We start from the raw sequence: 15737 nt of genomic DNA, 5'->3' as shown, positions 1-15737 counted from the left end.
TTTTGCGATAAACAAAAAGCCCCTTCAAGGGGCTTTTTGTTTTCTCGACGATCAATCCGAAAACGACCTGTCGGGAGGCTGCTCAGATCGAGCAGTCGGATTTGACGAAGTGACCTTTCAATCGCGTCCAGCCCGGCCCCGGGCTGGTCTGTGCACAGACTATACGGCTGTCGCCCTGCCACTTGTAATAGTGGGCAGGCGCTGCGTGGGCGAGCAGGGCGAAGGTCGTCAGGCTGGCGGTGACGATGCCGATAATCCAGGTGCGAGCAGGCATGTCGATTCCCGTTGTGCAGGGTGGTGAGCGCAAGATTATCACTGCCTGTCTACTGTGACGCGGGGGCAGTGAAGTTTTTTTGGCGGTGTGTCCTCCGTGTTGGCAGGCAGGCGGCAGTCTGCCGCCGCTATCGGATAGCCGTTTGCCACAGGTCATCTGTAGTGCGCCCGTTTTTGCTGGTAAATCAAGCGTTTGTATCGTGCGCAAAGAGTTGGTTCGAAAATTGCTTTCTCCCTGTCAGAAGAGCTACAGGCGGCAAGCGTCTGTCGGAGGAGGAAGACTGTGGACAAGTTGCTTTACGTCGCAATGAGCGGTGCATCTGAAAACGCGATCGCGCAGAAGGCCCATGCCAACAACCTGGCAAACGTGTCGACCAACGGCTTCATGCGCGACCTGGAACAGGCCCGCTCAATGCCCGTGTATGGCGAGGTCATGCCTTCGCGCGCCTACGCCATGAGCGAGCGTCCAGGCACCGATTTTTCCGGCGGCGCCATGGTCGAGACCGGTCGTGAGCTGGACATCGCCATCAAGGGCAACGGCTGGATTGCGGTCCAGACACCCGATGGCGGCGAAGCCTATACCCGCAGTTCCGGCATGAATATCGATGCTCTGGGCGTGTTGCGCGACGGCAGCGGTTTGCCGGTAATGGGCAACGGCGGTCCGATTGCCGTGCCGCCTCAGCAGCAGATCGAAATCGGCGCCGATGGCACCATCAGCATTCGTTCGCTTGGCGAAAGCCCTCAGGTGATGGCGCAGGTCGACCGGATCAAGCTGGTCAACCCTGATCTGAAGACGATGGAGAAAGGCCCCGATGGCCTGATCCACACCAAGAGCGGCCGGCCTGCCGACGTGGATGCCAACGTTCAGGTCGAGTCCGGTTTCCTGCAGGCGAGCAACGTGAATGCCGTCGAGGAGATGACCTCGGTGCTGGCCCTGGCTCGTCAGTTCGAGCTGCACGTCAAGATGATGAAGACCGCCGAAGAAGACGACCAGTCGATGGCTCGCGTCTTGCAACTTGGCTAACTATTGACAGCTTGCGCCGACAAACCGGCGCTCGAGGAGAATCCACATGCTACCTGCACTATACGTCGCCAAAACCGGCCTTGCCGCTCAGGACACCAACCTGACCACGATCTCCAACAACCTGGCGAACGTGTCGACCACAGGTTTCAAGAGTGATCGTGCCGAGTTTCAGGACCTGCTCTACCAGATCAAGCGTCAGCCAGGCGCCCAGTCCACTCAGGACAGCGAACTGCCTTCCGGCTTGCAACTGGGTACCGGTGTGCGCATCGTCGGCACACAGAAGAACTTCACCGCCGGCAGCCTGCAGACCACCAACAACCCGCTTGACCTGGCCGTCAACGGTCGTGGTTTCTTTCAGGTGACTCAGCCGGACGGCACCGTGGCGTACAGCCGTGACGGTACCTTCCACCTGGACGCCAACGGCCAGATCGTGACCGCCAACGGTTATGCCCTCGAGCCTGCAATCGTGGTTCCGCAGAATGCCCAGACCTTCACGGTCGGTCAGGACGGTACGGTTTCGGTGACCCTGGCGGGCGCCACCGCGACGCCGCAGATCATCGGCAACATCCAGACTGCCGACTTCATCAACCCGGCCGGCCTGCAGGCCATCGGCGGCAACCTGTACCTGGAAACCGGTTCCAGCGGCGCGCCGCAGATCGGCACGCCAGGTTTGAACGGCCTCGGTCCTACCCTGCAGAACACCCTGGAAAACTCCAACGTGAGCACGGTTGAGGAACTGGTCAACATGATCACCACCCAACGCGCCTACGAGATGAACTCCAAAGTGATCTCGACCGCCGACCAGATGCTGCAGAACCTGACTCAGAACCTGTAACACCCTGATGTATCTGTTGCTCAAGCTCAATCCGATGCGGCGCCTGATAAGCGTCTGTTACACCGCGAGGTTTCAAGTGTCATGAAGCACCTAAGTGTTGTTCCGCGTTTTTCAGTGTTGATCGCTTCATTGTGCGGGATCGCTTTGCTGTCGGGCTGCGTGGCGCCGTCCGCCAAGCCCAATGACCCTTATTACGCGCCGGTGTTGCCGCGCACACCGATGTCGGCTGCGGCCAACAACGGTGCGATCTATCAGGCAGGCTTCGAGCAGAACCTTTACGGCGACCGCAAGGCATTCCGGGTGGGCGACATCATCACCATCACGCTCTCTGAGCGTATGGCAGCAAGCAAGGCGGCCAGTTCGGCGCTGAAAAAAGACAGCACCAACAGCATTGGGCTGACCTCGTTGTTCGGCTCGGGCCTGACCACCAACAACCCGATTGGTGGCAACGACCTTAGCCTGAGCGCCGGTTACAACGGATCGCGTGCCACTGACGGCAGCGGTCAGGCTGCCCAGAGCAACAGCCTCACCGGTTCCGTGACCGTGACCGTGGCCGACGTGCTGCCCAACGGCATTCTGGCGGTACGTGGCGAGAAGTGGATGACTCTCAATACTGGTGACGAGCTGGTGCGCATTGCCGGTCTGGTTCGCGCCGACGATATCGCGACCGATAACACCGTTTCGTCCACACGCATTGCAGATGCACGCATCACCTATTCGGGGACAGGCGCCTTCGCCGATTCCAGCCAGCCAGGCTGGTTCGACCGGTTCTTCCTCAGCCCGTTGTTCCCTTTCTGATAGCGGGATAGACATGATCAAGCTCAAGCAACTGATAGCCGCGACCTTGTTGTTGACCACAGCGTTCGGCGCACATGCCGAACGTCTGAAGGACATCGCGAGCATCTCCGGCGTGCGTGCCAACCAATTGATCGGTTACGGTCTGGTGGTAGGGCTCAACGGTACGGGCGACCAGACAACCCAGACGCCGTTCACGCTGCAGACCTTCAACAACATGCTGTCGCAGTTCGGTATCAAGGTGCCAGCCGGTTCCGGCACCGTGCAGCTGAAAAACGTCGCAGCAGTGGCGGTGTACGCCGACCTGCCAGCGTTCGCCAAGCCGGGCCAGACGGTCGACATCACCGTTTCTTCGATCGGTAACTCCAAGAGCCTGCGTGGCGGTGCCTTGTTGATGACGCCGATGAAAGGTGTCGACGGCAACGTCTACGCCATCGCTCAGGGCAACCTGGTGGTGGGTGGTTTTGACGCGGAAGGCCGTGACGGCTCCAAAATTACAGTCAACGTTCCGTCGTCGGGTCGTATCCCTGGCGGTGCATCGGTCGAGCGCTCGGTGCCGAGCGGCTTCAATCAGGGCAACACGCTGACGTTGAACCTCAACCGTTCCGACTTCACCACTGCCAAGCGCATCGTCGACAAGATCAATGACCTGCTCGGCCCAGGCGTGGCTCAGGCGCTGGACGGTGGATCGGTTCGCGTGACCGCACCTCTGGATCCGGGCCAGCGTGTCGATTACCTGTCGATTCTGGAAAACCTGGAAGTCGATCCGGGCCAGACGGCTGCCAAGGTCATCATCAATTCGCGGACCGGCACCATCGTGATCGGTCAGAACGTGAAAGTATCGCCAGCCGCCGTGACTCACGGCAGCCTGACCGTGACTATCACTGAAGACCCTATTGTCAGCCAGCCGGGCGCGTTGTCCGGTGGCCAGACGGCTGTAGTGCCTCGTTCGCGGGTCAATGCCCAGCAGGAACTGCACCCGATGTTCAAGTTCGGTCCGGGCACCACGCTTGACGAAATCGTCCGCGCGGTCAATCAGGTGGGCGCTGCGCCCGGTGACCTGATGGCCATCCTCGAAGCCTTGAAGCAGGCCGGCGCCTTGCAAGCCGACCTGATCGTGATCTGAGGACGCGTACATGGACATCAAGGGTGGAATTTCCACGCCGGTCGACTCGGGTGCCTATACCGACGTCAATCGTCTGGCAGCGCTGAAACATGGCGACAAGGACAGTGTGGCGAACCAGAAAAAGGTCGCCCAGGAGTTCGAGTCGCTGTTCGTCAGCCAGATGCTCAAGGCCATGCGCTCGGCCAACGAAGTGCTGGCCAAGGACAACCCGATGAACACCGCGGCGACGCGGCAGTATCAGGACATGTATGACCAGCAACTGGCCGTGACGTTGTCCACCCGTGGCAACGGCATTGGCCTGCAGGATGTGCTGATGCGTCAGCTGTCGAAAGACAAGGGTATCAAGCACGCAGCGCCAGCTGATCAGGCGGCAACAGCTGCCGATGCAGCGGCACCTGCCAAGACCGGTCTGGCGACCAGCGTCTATCAGCGTCCTCTGTGGGCCACGCGTTCGGTGGCTGCCGATCAGGCGGCTGCAGCTGCTTCGGCGTCCGGTGAAGGCCGCAATGACATGGCGCTGCTCAATGCGCGTCGTCTGTCGCTGCCGACCAAACTGACTGACAGGTTGCTGGCGGGCATCGTGCCGTCGGCTACCGCCGCTGCCAACGTAGCCAACGTAGCCAACAGCCCGATGCCTTCACGCGCTGTCGCTGTAGCCAGTGCCAGCGGCCAGAACGGCGACTGGACCATGGATCCGAATCTGGCGCCTGCGCCGGAGTATGTGCGCACCATGGCCCAGCCACCGCTGGCCCCGGCCAAGCGGGCGTTCAGCAATGCCGATCAGTTCGTCGAAACCATGTTGCCGCTCGCCAAGGAAGCCGCTGCGCGTATTGGCGTCGATCCGGTCATGTTGGTGGCACAGGCTGCACTGGAAACCGGCTGGGGCAAATCCATCATGCGTCAGCAGGATGGCAGCAGCAGTCACAACCTGTTCGGCATCAAGGCGGCTGGCAGCTGGAAAGGGCCGGAAGCACGTGCGATCACCAGCGAGTTCCGCGACGGCAAGATGGTCAAGGAGACGGCAGACTTCCGTTCCTATACCTCGTATGCCGACAGCTTCCACGACCTGGTCAGTCTGCTGCAGAACAACAATCGATATAAAGAAGTGGTCAATTCGGCCGATAAACCAGAACAGTTTGTAAAAGAATTGCAGAAGGCCGGTTACGCAACAGATCCGGACTATGCCAGCAAGATTTCGCAGATTGCGAAGCAGATGAAGAGTTACCAGACGTACGCCGCTGCAACGGGCTCTTCCACGACTTTATAAGGTTTTAATCATGTCGCTGATTTCAATTGGGCTCTCAGGTATCAATGCCAGCAGTGCCGCGATCAACACCATCGGTAACAACACGGCCAACGTGGATACCGCCGGTTACTCGCGTCAGCAGGTGATGACCACGGCGTCGGCACAGATCAATATCGGTCTGGGGGTCGGTTACATCGGCACCGGCACCACGCTGTCCGACGTGCGTCGCATTTACAACAGCTACCTCGACAGCCAATTGCAATCCAGTACAGCGCTCAAGGCCGATGCCACGGCTTACTCCGGGCAGGCGACCAAGACCGATCAGCTGTTGTCCGACAGCACGACCGGCGTTGCCGCGCAAATGACAGATTTCTTCACCAAGTTGCAGAGCGTTGCCAGCAGCGCCACACAGGCGTCCAGCCGCTCGGCGTTTTTGACTCAGGCAACCTCGGTCAGCGGGCGCTTCAACTCGGTGGCTGCACAGTTGACCTCGCAGAACGATAACGTCAACGCACAGCTCAATACCTTCACGCTTCAGGCCAACGAGCTGACCAAGCAGATCGCTGGTCTTAACAAGCAGATTACCCAGGCGTCGGCAGGCAATACCACGCCCAATTCACTGCTGGACTCGCGCAACGAAGCCGTTCGCAAGCTCAACGAGCTGGTCGGCGTCAAAGTGGTCGAAAACAACGGCAACTACGATGTCTACACCGGCACCGGACAATCGCTGGTCAGTGGTGCGAACGCCTACACCATGAGTGCGTCGCCGAGCGCGGCCGATCCGTTGCAGTACAACCTGCAGATCACTTACGGTCAGACCAAGACAGACGTTACCTCGGTCGTGAGTGGTGGTTCGATTGGCGGTCTTCTGCGTTATCGCGCCGACATACTGGTTCCGGCTGCCAATGAGCTGGGGCGTGTGGCCATGGTGCTGGCCGATCAGATGAACAGCCAGATGAGCCAGGGCATCGACAGCAAGGGCAACTTCGGCTCAGGTCTGTACACCAGCATCAACAGCGCTGATGCGATCCTTCAGCGCAGCACCGGCAACGTCAACAACAGCACCGGCTCCGGCAACCTGGGCGTCACCATCAAAGACACCAGCAAGCTGACCGCCGATGATTACGAAGTCACGTTCAGCGACACCAACAACTACACGATACGTCGCCTGCCCAACGGCGAAAGCGTGGGTACAGGTGCGTTGAGCGACAACCCGCCCAAGCAGTTCGATGGCTTCAGCATGAGCCTGAGTGGCAATGCGGTGGCTGCTGGCGACATCTTCAAAGTGACGCCGACCCGCAACGGTGCCTCGGGTATCGCCGTGGCGTTGACCGATCCCAAGGACATTGCGGCAGCGGCACCCCTGACCGCAACGGCGGGTACCAGCAACTCCGGTACCGGCGGCTTTACCCAGCCGGTGGTTGCCACCAAGTCCGACATCTACAACTCCGCGCAAACCGCCGATCTGCGCAATGCGCTTAAAACCACCACGCCCATGAAGCTGGTGATGGGTGCTGCCAGTGCCACAGGCGTTCAGAGCTATTCGCTGGTGGATGCAACCGGTGCCGCTGTGCTCGACCAGAATGGCAACGCTGTTGGTGGTTCGATCATTCAGGGCCAGAACAACCAGATCAAGCTCGCCGTCGGTTATACCGACACGACCACGACGCCCAATACCCCGACGGCGTTCGAGGTCGAGATGACCCTTTCCGGAACGCCGATTGTCAATGACACCTTCAGCATCGGTCTGACGGGCGCAGGTTCTTCCGATAACCGCAACGCGCTGGCGATGATCAACCTGCAGACCTCCAAATCGGTAGGCGTGACGGGTGGCAGTGTCGGCACCAGCCTTTCCGGTGCCTATGCAGACATCGTCTCGGTGGTCGGCACGCGAACCGCCCAGGCCAAGAGCGATGTGACGGCCAACGAGTCGGTCCTGGCAACGGCCAAGGCCGCACGGGACTCGGTGTCCGGTGTATCGCTGGACGAAGAAGCGGCCAACCTGATCAAGTATCAGCAGTACTACACCGCCTCCTCGCAGATCATCAAGGCGGCCCAAACCATTTTCAGCACGCTGATCAACAGTCTTTAAGGAATCGTGAGCCATGCGTATTTCAACCACCCAGATCTACGAATCCACGACCGCTAACTATCAGCGTAACTACTCGAACGTCATCAAGACGGGCGAGGAAGTCTCCAGCGGCATCAAGCTCAACACGGCGAGCGATGATCCGGTAGGAGCTGCGCGCGTTCTGCAGCTCACTCAGCAGAATGCGATGCTGACCCAGTATGAATCGAACATTGCCACGATCAGTACCAACGTGGACAACTCCGAAACGGCGATGAGCAACATCACCGGAACCATGCAGTTGGCTCGAGAGGCCATTGTAAGGGCAGGCAACGGTACGTACACCGATGCGAGCCGTGTCGCCATCGCCAATGAACTGAAGCAGTATCAAAGCCAACTGCTGGGCCTGATGAACAGTCAGGACAGCAACGGGCAGTACATTTTCTCCGGTTCCAAGTCGTCGACGCCCGCGTATACCGAGTCTGCCGACGGCACTTACGTGTACAACGGCGACCAGACCAGCATGAACCTCTCTGTGGGTGATGGCCTGGTGTTGGCCAGCAATACCACTGGCTATGAGGCGTTCGAGCTGTCGATCAACTCGACGCGCACGTCCGCCACGCGGCTTTCCCCCGCAACGGAAGATGGCAAAGTCGTGCTGTCCGGCGGCCTGGTCACCTCCACCAGCGTCTACAACTCTGCCTATCAGGGTGGCGAGCCGTACACGCTGACGTTCTCCAGCAGTACGCAATTCAGGATTACCGACGGCACCGGCAAGGACGTCACTACAGACGCTTCGTCAGCAGGCAACTACACCAGCGGCGGTATTGGCGCTCAGACCTTCACATTCCGTGGTGTGGAAATGAACCTGAACGTCAACCTGTCTGCTGCGGAAAAGGCGACGACTGCCACCGCAGACGCCGCCATGACCAATCGAAGCTACAGCCTTGCGTCGACCCCGGACAACGTCAATGCAACCCGCAGTCCCGGCAACGCATCCAGCGCGACTGTGAGCAGTTCGGCTGTGGGCACAAGTGCTGCAGATCTGACTGCGTACAACAATACATTCCCTACCGGCGGCGCGATTCTCAGGTTCACCAGTGCCACTGATTACGAACTGTATGCTTCGCCCATTACCGGCAGCAGCACGCCGGTTTCTTCGGGGACGATGGCTGGGGGCAACGCCAAGGCTTCCGGGGTCAATTTCGCAATCAACGGCACACCGGCCGCAGGTGACCAGTTCGTCGTTCAGTCCGGTACCCGTCAGACTGAAAACGTGCTGAACACATTGACGGCTGCCATCAAGGCATTGAGTACTCCGGCTGATGGCGATCTGGTTGCAACGCAAAAGCTCAATGCATCGTTGACGTCGGCGCTGGGTAACCTGAGCAGCAGCATCGAGCAGGTCTCGACCGCGACGGCGGCAGGCGGCGCGCGTCAGCTTGCTGCGATGGCTCAGGGTACGACGAATGATTTGCTCAAGGGCAACAACACGGTCGAGCAGGGCACTTATGTGAACGCTGACATCATTGAAGCCACGACACGGCTGACGTTGCAGAAGACCATGCTGGATGCCTCTCAGCAGGTGTTTGTCCAGTTGTCCAAGTTGAACCTGTTCAGCCAGCTGTAACCTTGGCGTTGAGCATCCGCCGTCTTTATTTCAGCGGTGAGGGGAGCCACTTGAACGGTCGCTTCCCGCCGCTCGCGAGTCTGCAATAGTGAATCCAGTCCCCCTCGTCAGTGTCGTCATTCCCGCCTTCAATCCACGCTTCTTCCGCCAGGCGCTGCAAAGTGCGCTGGATCAGGTCTATGACAATCTGGAAATCATTGTCTGCGACGACTGCCGGACCGACGAAATCAAAGCCATTTTTGACGAGTTGGCGTCTGCGCCTGACAGCCGGGCGCGTTACGTGCGCAACGCTCAGCGCCTTGGCTTTCAGCGCAATATTCTCCGCTGCCTGGATGAGGCCAACGGCGAATTCATCAAGTTTCTGTGTGACGACGACAGGCTCTATGCCTACTGCGTGCTGAATCAGGCTCGGGTGCTCGAGGCGAATGCCGATGTGAAATTGGTGGTTGGCAGGCGTCATCTGGTGGACGCCGATAATTACGTATTGCCGGTACGTATGGAAAACGTCGGGCTTGTGCCTTACGACGCCTTGTACAGAGGCGATGACATGCTGGCCATCTTCGAGCGCACGCCGCGCAATTATCTGGGTGGATTCAGCGGTGCGCTGATGCGCAGGGCCGATGTTCTGGAGCTGCTGCCATCGATTGCGCAGCCCGGCGAGGGTTTTATCGCAACGCTGGATTTCACGCTGTTCATCTGCCTGTTGCGCCGCGGCAATCTTGTCACGCTTCACAGTATCGAAAATACCGAGCGCTTGCATCCCGGGCGTTTGAGCAACCAGCCTGAGGTCCGTCAGCTGGCAGTCACCGAGTGGAGCTGGATATCGGAGATGCTCAAAGCTCGAAGTGGTGAGCAGGCGCCTGCCCAGGGGTGGGTGCGTTTTCTGCCCTTGCGCAAAGCTTCGCAAGAGCCTCGCGAAGAATGGGACGAGGTGGGTCTGTATGGCGTCATGGCCAGTCGTCAAGGCGTCATGCGCAGCCAAGTGGGGTCTGAGAGTCAAAGTTATGCTGAAGTCTATGAAGAGTGGCTCTCCTGCCGTCAGTTCAGCACACCGCAGAAAAAGCTTCTTGAGCAGCGCATCGCAAGCTGGCCATGGCTGCCACGCATCGTTCCGGTAATCATTGACGCCGACGGCAGTGCCGAGCACCTGGACATCACGCTGCGCAGCATTGCCGAACAGGATTATGCAGCTGAAGCCGTTGTGGTGCTGACGACTGCAACCAGTATCAATGACGCTCAAGCCCTGCGCTTTGCCTTGCAACCTGATCAGGCGCAGCAACTGAACGACGTCCTGCCGTTGCTGGAGCAGGCCGACTGGGTGTACCTGCTTCGCGCCGGTGACAGGCTGACATCCTCTTCGCTGCTGGTGCTGGCCGAACGCATTGCGCACATCCCCGGCATGCTGTGCGCCTACAGTGACGAAGGTGCGATCGTCGAGGACGAATCCCGCGAGCCTATTTTCAAACCCGGATTCAACCTGGACCTGATGCGTGCTTATCCTTACGTGGGGCGCACTCTGGCTTTTGAGCGACGCAACCTGCTGGCACTGGGCGGATTCGATTCCGTGCACGCCGAGCTGGCACCCCACGACGTGATCTGGCGTCTGGTGGAAGGCCCGGGGTTGCAGACCATCGAGCACATCGCGGAAGTTCAGGTCGAATCAGTGCTTGCGTTCGCTGACTGGCTGTCGTTGCCTGAAGTGATCATGAAGAGTGAGCCGCTGGTGTCGGCTCACCTGACACGTATTGGCCGAGAGCATGCGATCCATCATGACCAATCGTCGCTGATCAATCGCATCGAATACCTGCACCCGGAGCGGCCGCTGGTATCGATCATTATCACGACGCACGACCAATTGGCGGCGCTGGAGCGTTGTGTCGACAGCCTGCTGAGCAACACGTCCTACCTGAATTACGAAGTGTTGATTGTTGATAAGGCCAGTGAAACCCCTGAAGCGCAAGCCTGGTTTGCCGCGATGGGGCAACTGGGCACCGAGAAACTGCGGATTTTCACATTGTCTGAAACCGGCAGCGAGGCCTCCGCGCAGAACATGGCGGCGCGTGAAGCGCGTGGCGACTATCTGGTCATGCTCAGCCCTCACTCGATGATCCATCAGGCCGACTGGCTGGAAACCCTGCTCAACCATGCTCAGCGTCCCGAGGTTGGTATCGTCGGCCCTAGAATCATCAACCCACAAGGCAACGTGCTGTACGCAGGGATGGTGCTGGGGATGGAAGGCGTGGCTGGCAGACCGTTCTTCAATTTTGCTGCTGCCTCGAACAGCTATATGCAGCGGCTGCAAGTGACGCAGAACTGGAGTGCTGTCAGCGGTAATTGCCTGATGGTCCGCAAGGGTGTATTTGATAGCGTTGAAGGATTTGAAGCGACAAGTTTCACGCAGGGTTTGCAGGATCTGGACCTTTGCATGCGAGTCGGGAAGAGCGGTTACCTGATTGTCGGCACGCCCGATTCGACTGTTATCCTGTCCGAGCCAGCCGCCACGTTTCGTTCTGAGCAGTCCAGAAAGGCGCTTGAGGATGAACAGCTCTCTTTTCAACAGAAATGGCTGCCAAAAATCGCCCGTGATCCAGCATACAACCCTAACCTGAGTCTTCACGAAGCGCTGTCATTCGAACTTGATCCTGGTCTGCGGGAGGGGTGGAATCCTTTCTGCTCCCGGCATTTGCCTTATATTCTGGGCATGATCGTTAACTCTTCGGCAGTCGGGCACTACCGTGTCAGTCAGCCTTTGATTGAGTTGATGGCCGCAGGACGAGCGCTTGGCGGATTGTCATACCAGTCGTCAACTATTGTAGAAGTAGAACGCCAGCTTCCCGATGTTGTGGTCTTTCAGGGACGCTATACCGAGGCCAAAGTGCCCGATATCGTTCAGGTAAAGAACCTGTCCAGTGCGATGCGTATTTTCGAACTGGATGACTATATTGCCGATGTTCCCATGCTCAACGAGCACCGACGCAACATGCCCGACAATATCGGGCAGATGCTGCGCAAGGGGATAGCACTGTGTGACCGAGTAGTGGTGTCGACTCATCCGTTGGCTCAGGCGCTGTCCAGCATGCACAGTGATATTCGCGTAGTGCCAAACATGTTGGCCCCGCATCTGTGGAACGGCTTGAAAAGCAAGCGTCGCACGTCCGGCAAGCCGCGTATCGGTTGGGGTGGCGGAACCAGTCATCGGGGTGATCTGGAGCTGATTGTCGATGTGGTGCGTGAGCTGGCCGATGAAGTCGAATGGGTGCTCTTCGGCATGTGCCCCGACCTGCTCAGGCCTTACATACATGAGTATCACCCGGGCGTCAGTTTGAACGCGTACCCGGCCAAACTGGCCAGTCTGAATCTGGACCTGGCGCTGGCACCACTGGAATTTCACATCTTCAATGACTGCAAGAGCAATCTGCGTCTGCTCGAATACGGAGCGTGCGGTTATCCTGTGATCTGCTCGGACACAGAAGCCTACCGTGGTCATTTACCGGCTACCCGCGTGCTAACCAACAGTCCCGAAGAGTGGTTACAGGCGATTCGCATGCATTTGTCCGACCCCAATGCCAGCTATCGCATGGGTGACGAGTTACGCGAAACCGTGTTGCGTGACTTCATGCTGCGTGGAGATAACCTGCAGTATTGGGCGAACGGCTGGTTGCCGGACTGATGCCTTGGTTTGATGGACTTCTGCGGCCTGCATTGCCAGTGCTCCAACTCAAATCGCTGAAGGTGTCATGTTCTTTTTTTGCTTCAATGCCGGTTACGACCGTGTTGAGGGTGCTATCGGTTCGCAATAAGGAGAAAATATGCAAAGCCACGTCGGGAATGAGGCCACACCCTTGAATCAACGTCTAACCCTGCTGTTGCTGAATCAAAACCAGCCGGATTACCTGCGTCGAGCACTGAAGTACTACTGTAGCTTTCCGTGCAGCGTCGTACTTGTGGATACTTCGCCTGAACCGGTTGCCGGGATCACCTCGACTCCCGGCCTGCGCTATGTGCACGCTGCCGCACTTTCCGAAAAAGGCTTGAGCGCCGTATTGGCTGAAGGCCTTCAGCACGTGACCACGCCATTCGTGGTGTACGCCAGTGTCGACAGTTTTCTGCTGCCCGACGCCCTGGCCGAGGCGCTGAGCTTTCTGGAAGAAAACGACTCGTACGGTGCTTGCCAGGGCTACAGCCTGAGCTATCAGGCATTGGTCGGTCAGGTGGACTACATGCGCCGGGATCGCCGGGTCGCCGAGGATTATGCGAGCGAATCATCCGCAGACCGGTTGCTGAGCTTTCTGGGGCAGGGTATCTCGTTGCTCAATGCCGTGACACGTACCGAGCTGGCCCGCCGCTGGTTCTCTCATGTGCCAGGGCAGACTGAGTCGCACTGGCAGGAGCTCGGCTACATGACTTACCTGGCGGCCGCCGCAAAGCTGCGCATATTGTCGGTTCCCTACGCGCTGCATCATGCGTTGGACAAGGACGAACAGACACGTCTGGGCAGCGCTATCTCGGGGGTTGTGAAGCATATCGATCCCAAGGCCCGGATTGCTCGTGAAGCGTTTGCACGCACCCTGACATCGGTGCTGGACGAGACTTCCGGTCTTGCCGGAGAGTTGGGCGTTCAGCCCGTTCTTAAGGGGCTTCAGGCTGCAGCAGATTGCTTGGAGGCCCAGTCTTGGCAGGCGGATGAGAAACTGTTCAGCGCGCTCTGGAACGTGGGTCTTGCGCGCTCCGAAGCGCACTTCGAGCCTAAGCAGTTTGTCGATCTACCGTTCTACAACCAGCCATTCTTTGACGAGTTGGCTCGAATCGAGTTTCTGATTCACGTCTTCCCGGCAGGTCGCCTCCAACTGGAGGGGCTTGAGGCTGCGCTGCTCAAACAGTTCGAACTGCTCCGCCCGCAGAGCAACCCCGATGCAGAAACGCGGATCAGTCGGTTGTGGCAGGCCTATGCCACCTACGCATTCAGCGTTGATGTCGTTCAGGCGTTGTCGAAGGAACTTGCCGGCTCTGCAGACGATGACGGGGAAGCCGAAGACATCTCTGCCTGGGCGCAGCGTCTGCTGGCTGTTTCAAGTCACAGTAACAGCCGTTTGCTCGACAGCATGGAGTCCGGACGCCTGCTCAACTGGCTGGACTCGCGCGATCCGAAGCCTGCGCAATTGAAAACGCTTACGGCCCGCCTTTCGAAACAGCCTGCCGGATCGCAGATCGGTATCCTGTTGCTGGATCTGGAGGCTGACGTCTTCAAGTTGCAGGCGACATTCGACAGCCTGATGAACGGCCATTACCGGTCGTTCAAGGTGATTGTGTTCACCACCGGCGAGCTGCCTGCAGCGACGACGCTGCAAAACACCCTGCATTTCGTGAAAGTCACCGAGAGCAACTACGTTGACAGAATCAATCAGGTCATCAAGCAGTCGCCCAGTGACTGGTTGATGCTGGCGCAGGCCGGTGACGAGTTCACCCGCAGCGGTCTGTTGCTGGCCAGCGGCCAATTGCTCGATGCATCGCACTGTCGGGCTGTTGCCGTGGACGAGATTCAACGTCAGCCCAATGGCACGCTGGCGCCGCTGTTTCGTCCAGGCTTCAATCTTGATTTGCTGCAAAGTGTGCCAGCCCTCATGGCGCGTCACTGGCTGATTCGCCGCGACCTGCTGGTCGAGGCGGGCGGTTATGCCCGGGAGTTTCCGAAAGCGCTGGAATTCGACCTGCTGCTGCGTCTGATCGAGCAGGGCGGCATGAGCGGTCTGGCTCATCTCAGCGAGCCACTGTTGATCTGCGAGGCGCCGGAGCTTGAAGACAACCCGGATGAGCAGAAGGCCTTGACTCGTCATCTGAGCCATCGCGGTTATCAGGCCGAAGTCGGTTCAGCGCTGCCTGGCACCTACAAGATCGACTATCGCCACAGTCACCGGCCAATGGTCTCGATCCTGTTGCACAGTCAGGACAACCTGCCCGAGCTGCAGCGATGCCTGCAAAGCATTTTGCAGCGCACCCGCTATCAGCGTTATGAAGTCCTGATCGCCGACAACCAGAGCTCGTCCTCCGAACTGACCGCCTGGCTTGATCAGCAGGAGAAGCTCTCCAGCCGTGTCCGCGTATTCAAGGCCGAACAGCGCGTGAGTATCTCGGCACTGCGCAATCTCGTCAGCCAGGAAGCCAAGGGCGAATATCTGATTCTGCTGGATGCCGAGAGTCAGATCGTCAATGTCGGCTGGATTGAGTCATTGCTCAACCAGGCCCAGCGCCCCGAGGTTGGCGTTGTCGGTGTCCGGCTTATTGAAAAGGACGGCACCATCACGCAGGCAGGTCTGGTTCTCGGGCTAAACGGTGCAGTGGGATCAGGCTTTGTGGGTGAATCGAAAAGATCCCGGGGTTACATGCAGCGTCTGGTCGTCGAGCAGAACTATTCGGCGGTTTCATCGGCCTGCCTGATGATTGGCAAGGCGCTGTTCGATGATGTCGGCGGTCTGGACGAAGGGCCGTTCGCCGAAGCGCTGGGTGACGTCGATCTGTGTCTGAAAGCAGGCCAGGCGGGGTATCTGACGGTCTGGACACCGCATGTTCAGGTTATCCATTCCGGAAGGATCGATGCACCTGAGTCTGCGAGCGATGCGTTGATCGGCAAATGGTCAGCACAGTTCTCTCAGGATGAAGCCTACAACGCCAATCTGTCCTTGAAGGGTACAGCGTTTACCCTCGCTTCTCTCTAATCCCGTCTGTTTTGAGGAGAATCCGGC

Annotated in this window: 10 protein-coding genes; 9 read left to right on the top strand and 1 reads right to left on the bottom strand. The window is 58.6% G+C overall.

All coding sequences use genetic code 11. The annotated features are described in order from the left end of the window. Positions 1-82 precede the first annotated feature (82 nt). Positions 83-274: a hypothetical protein gene (locus AC0IXS_RS05845; protein WP_004880715.1), complete on the bottom strand. Its 192-nt coding sequence runs from the start codon at positions 272-274 to the stop codon at positions 83-85. 282 nt (positions 275-556) lie between these two features. Here AC0IXS_RS05845 and AC0IXS_RS05840 point away from each other — a divergent pair, with 282 nt between their 5' ends. From AC0IXS_RS05840 to AC0IXS_RS05800, 9 genes are all read left to right on the top strand, one after another. Then, positions 557-1297, top strand: a complete 741-nt coding sequence (locus AC0IXS_RS05840) for a flagellar basal body rod protein FlgF (RefSeq protein WP_029242787.1) — start codon at positions 557-559, stop codon at positions 1295-1297. 46 nt (positions 1298-1343) lie between these two features. Next, a complete protein-coding gene (gene flgG / locus AC0IXS_RS05835; protein WP_002554310.1) occupies positions 1344-2132 on the top strand; it encodes a flagellar basal-body rod protein FlgG in 789 nt (262 codons plus the stop codon). A gap of 81 nt (positions 2133-2213) precedes the next feature. Beyond that, complete coding sequence (gene flgH / locus AC0IXS_RS05830) at positions 2214-2930, top strand: flagellar basal body L-ring protein FlgH (protein ID WP_024689534.1); 717 nt, start codon at positions 2214-2216, stop codon at positions 2928-2930. A gap of 13 nt (positions 2931-2943) precedes the next feature. Then, a complete protein-coding gene (locus tag AC0IXS_RS05825) occupies positions 2944-4053 on the top strand; it encodes a flagellar basal body P-ring protein FlgI (protein ID WP_004880722.1) in 1110 nt (369 codons plus the stop codon). 10 nt (positions 4054-4063) lie between these two features. After that, positions 4064-5320 carry a flagellar assembly peptidoglycan hydrolase FlgJ gene (flgJ, locus tag AC0IXS_RS05820; protein ID WP_122668545.1) on the top strand — a complete coding sequence of 419 codons (1257 nt, stop codon included), beginning with the start codon at positions 4064-4066 and terminating at the stop codon, positions 5318-5320. Positions 5321-5330: 10 nt separating this feature from the next. Beyond that, positions 5331-7391, top strand: coding sequence for a flagellar hook-associated protein FlgK (gene flgK, locus AC0IXS_RS05815; RefSeq protein WP_057409413.1), 2061 nt, complete (start codon positions 5331-5333; stop codon positions 7389-7391). Positions 7392-7404: 13 nt separating this feature from the next. After that, entirely contained in the window at positions 7405-8997 is a 1593-nt protein-coding gene (locus AC0IXS_RS05810) for a flagellar hook-associated protein 3 (protein ID WP_057409414.1), read from the top strand. Between the two features lie 88 nt (positions 8998-9085). Beyond that, on the top strand, positions 9086-12667 hold the full coding sequence (locus AC0IXS_RS05805) for a glycosyltransferase (RefSeq protein WP_471824108.1): 3582 nt from the start codon (positions 9086-9088) through the stop codon (positions 12665-12667). A 139-nt stretch (positions 12668-12806) separates the two neighbouring features. Next, positions 12807-15710, top strand: a complete 2904-nt coding sequence (locus AC0IXS_RS05800) for a glycosyltransferase (RefSeq protein ID WP_137202636.1) — start codon at positions 12807-12809, stop codon at positions 15708-15710. Positions 15711-15737 lie beyond the last annotated feature (27 nt).

This window comes from Pseudomonas sp. AC016 (assembly GCF_979253365.1).
This window is presented reverse-complemented; position numbering and strand designations above follow the sequence as displayed.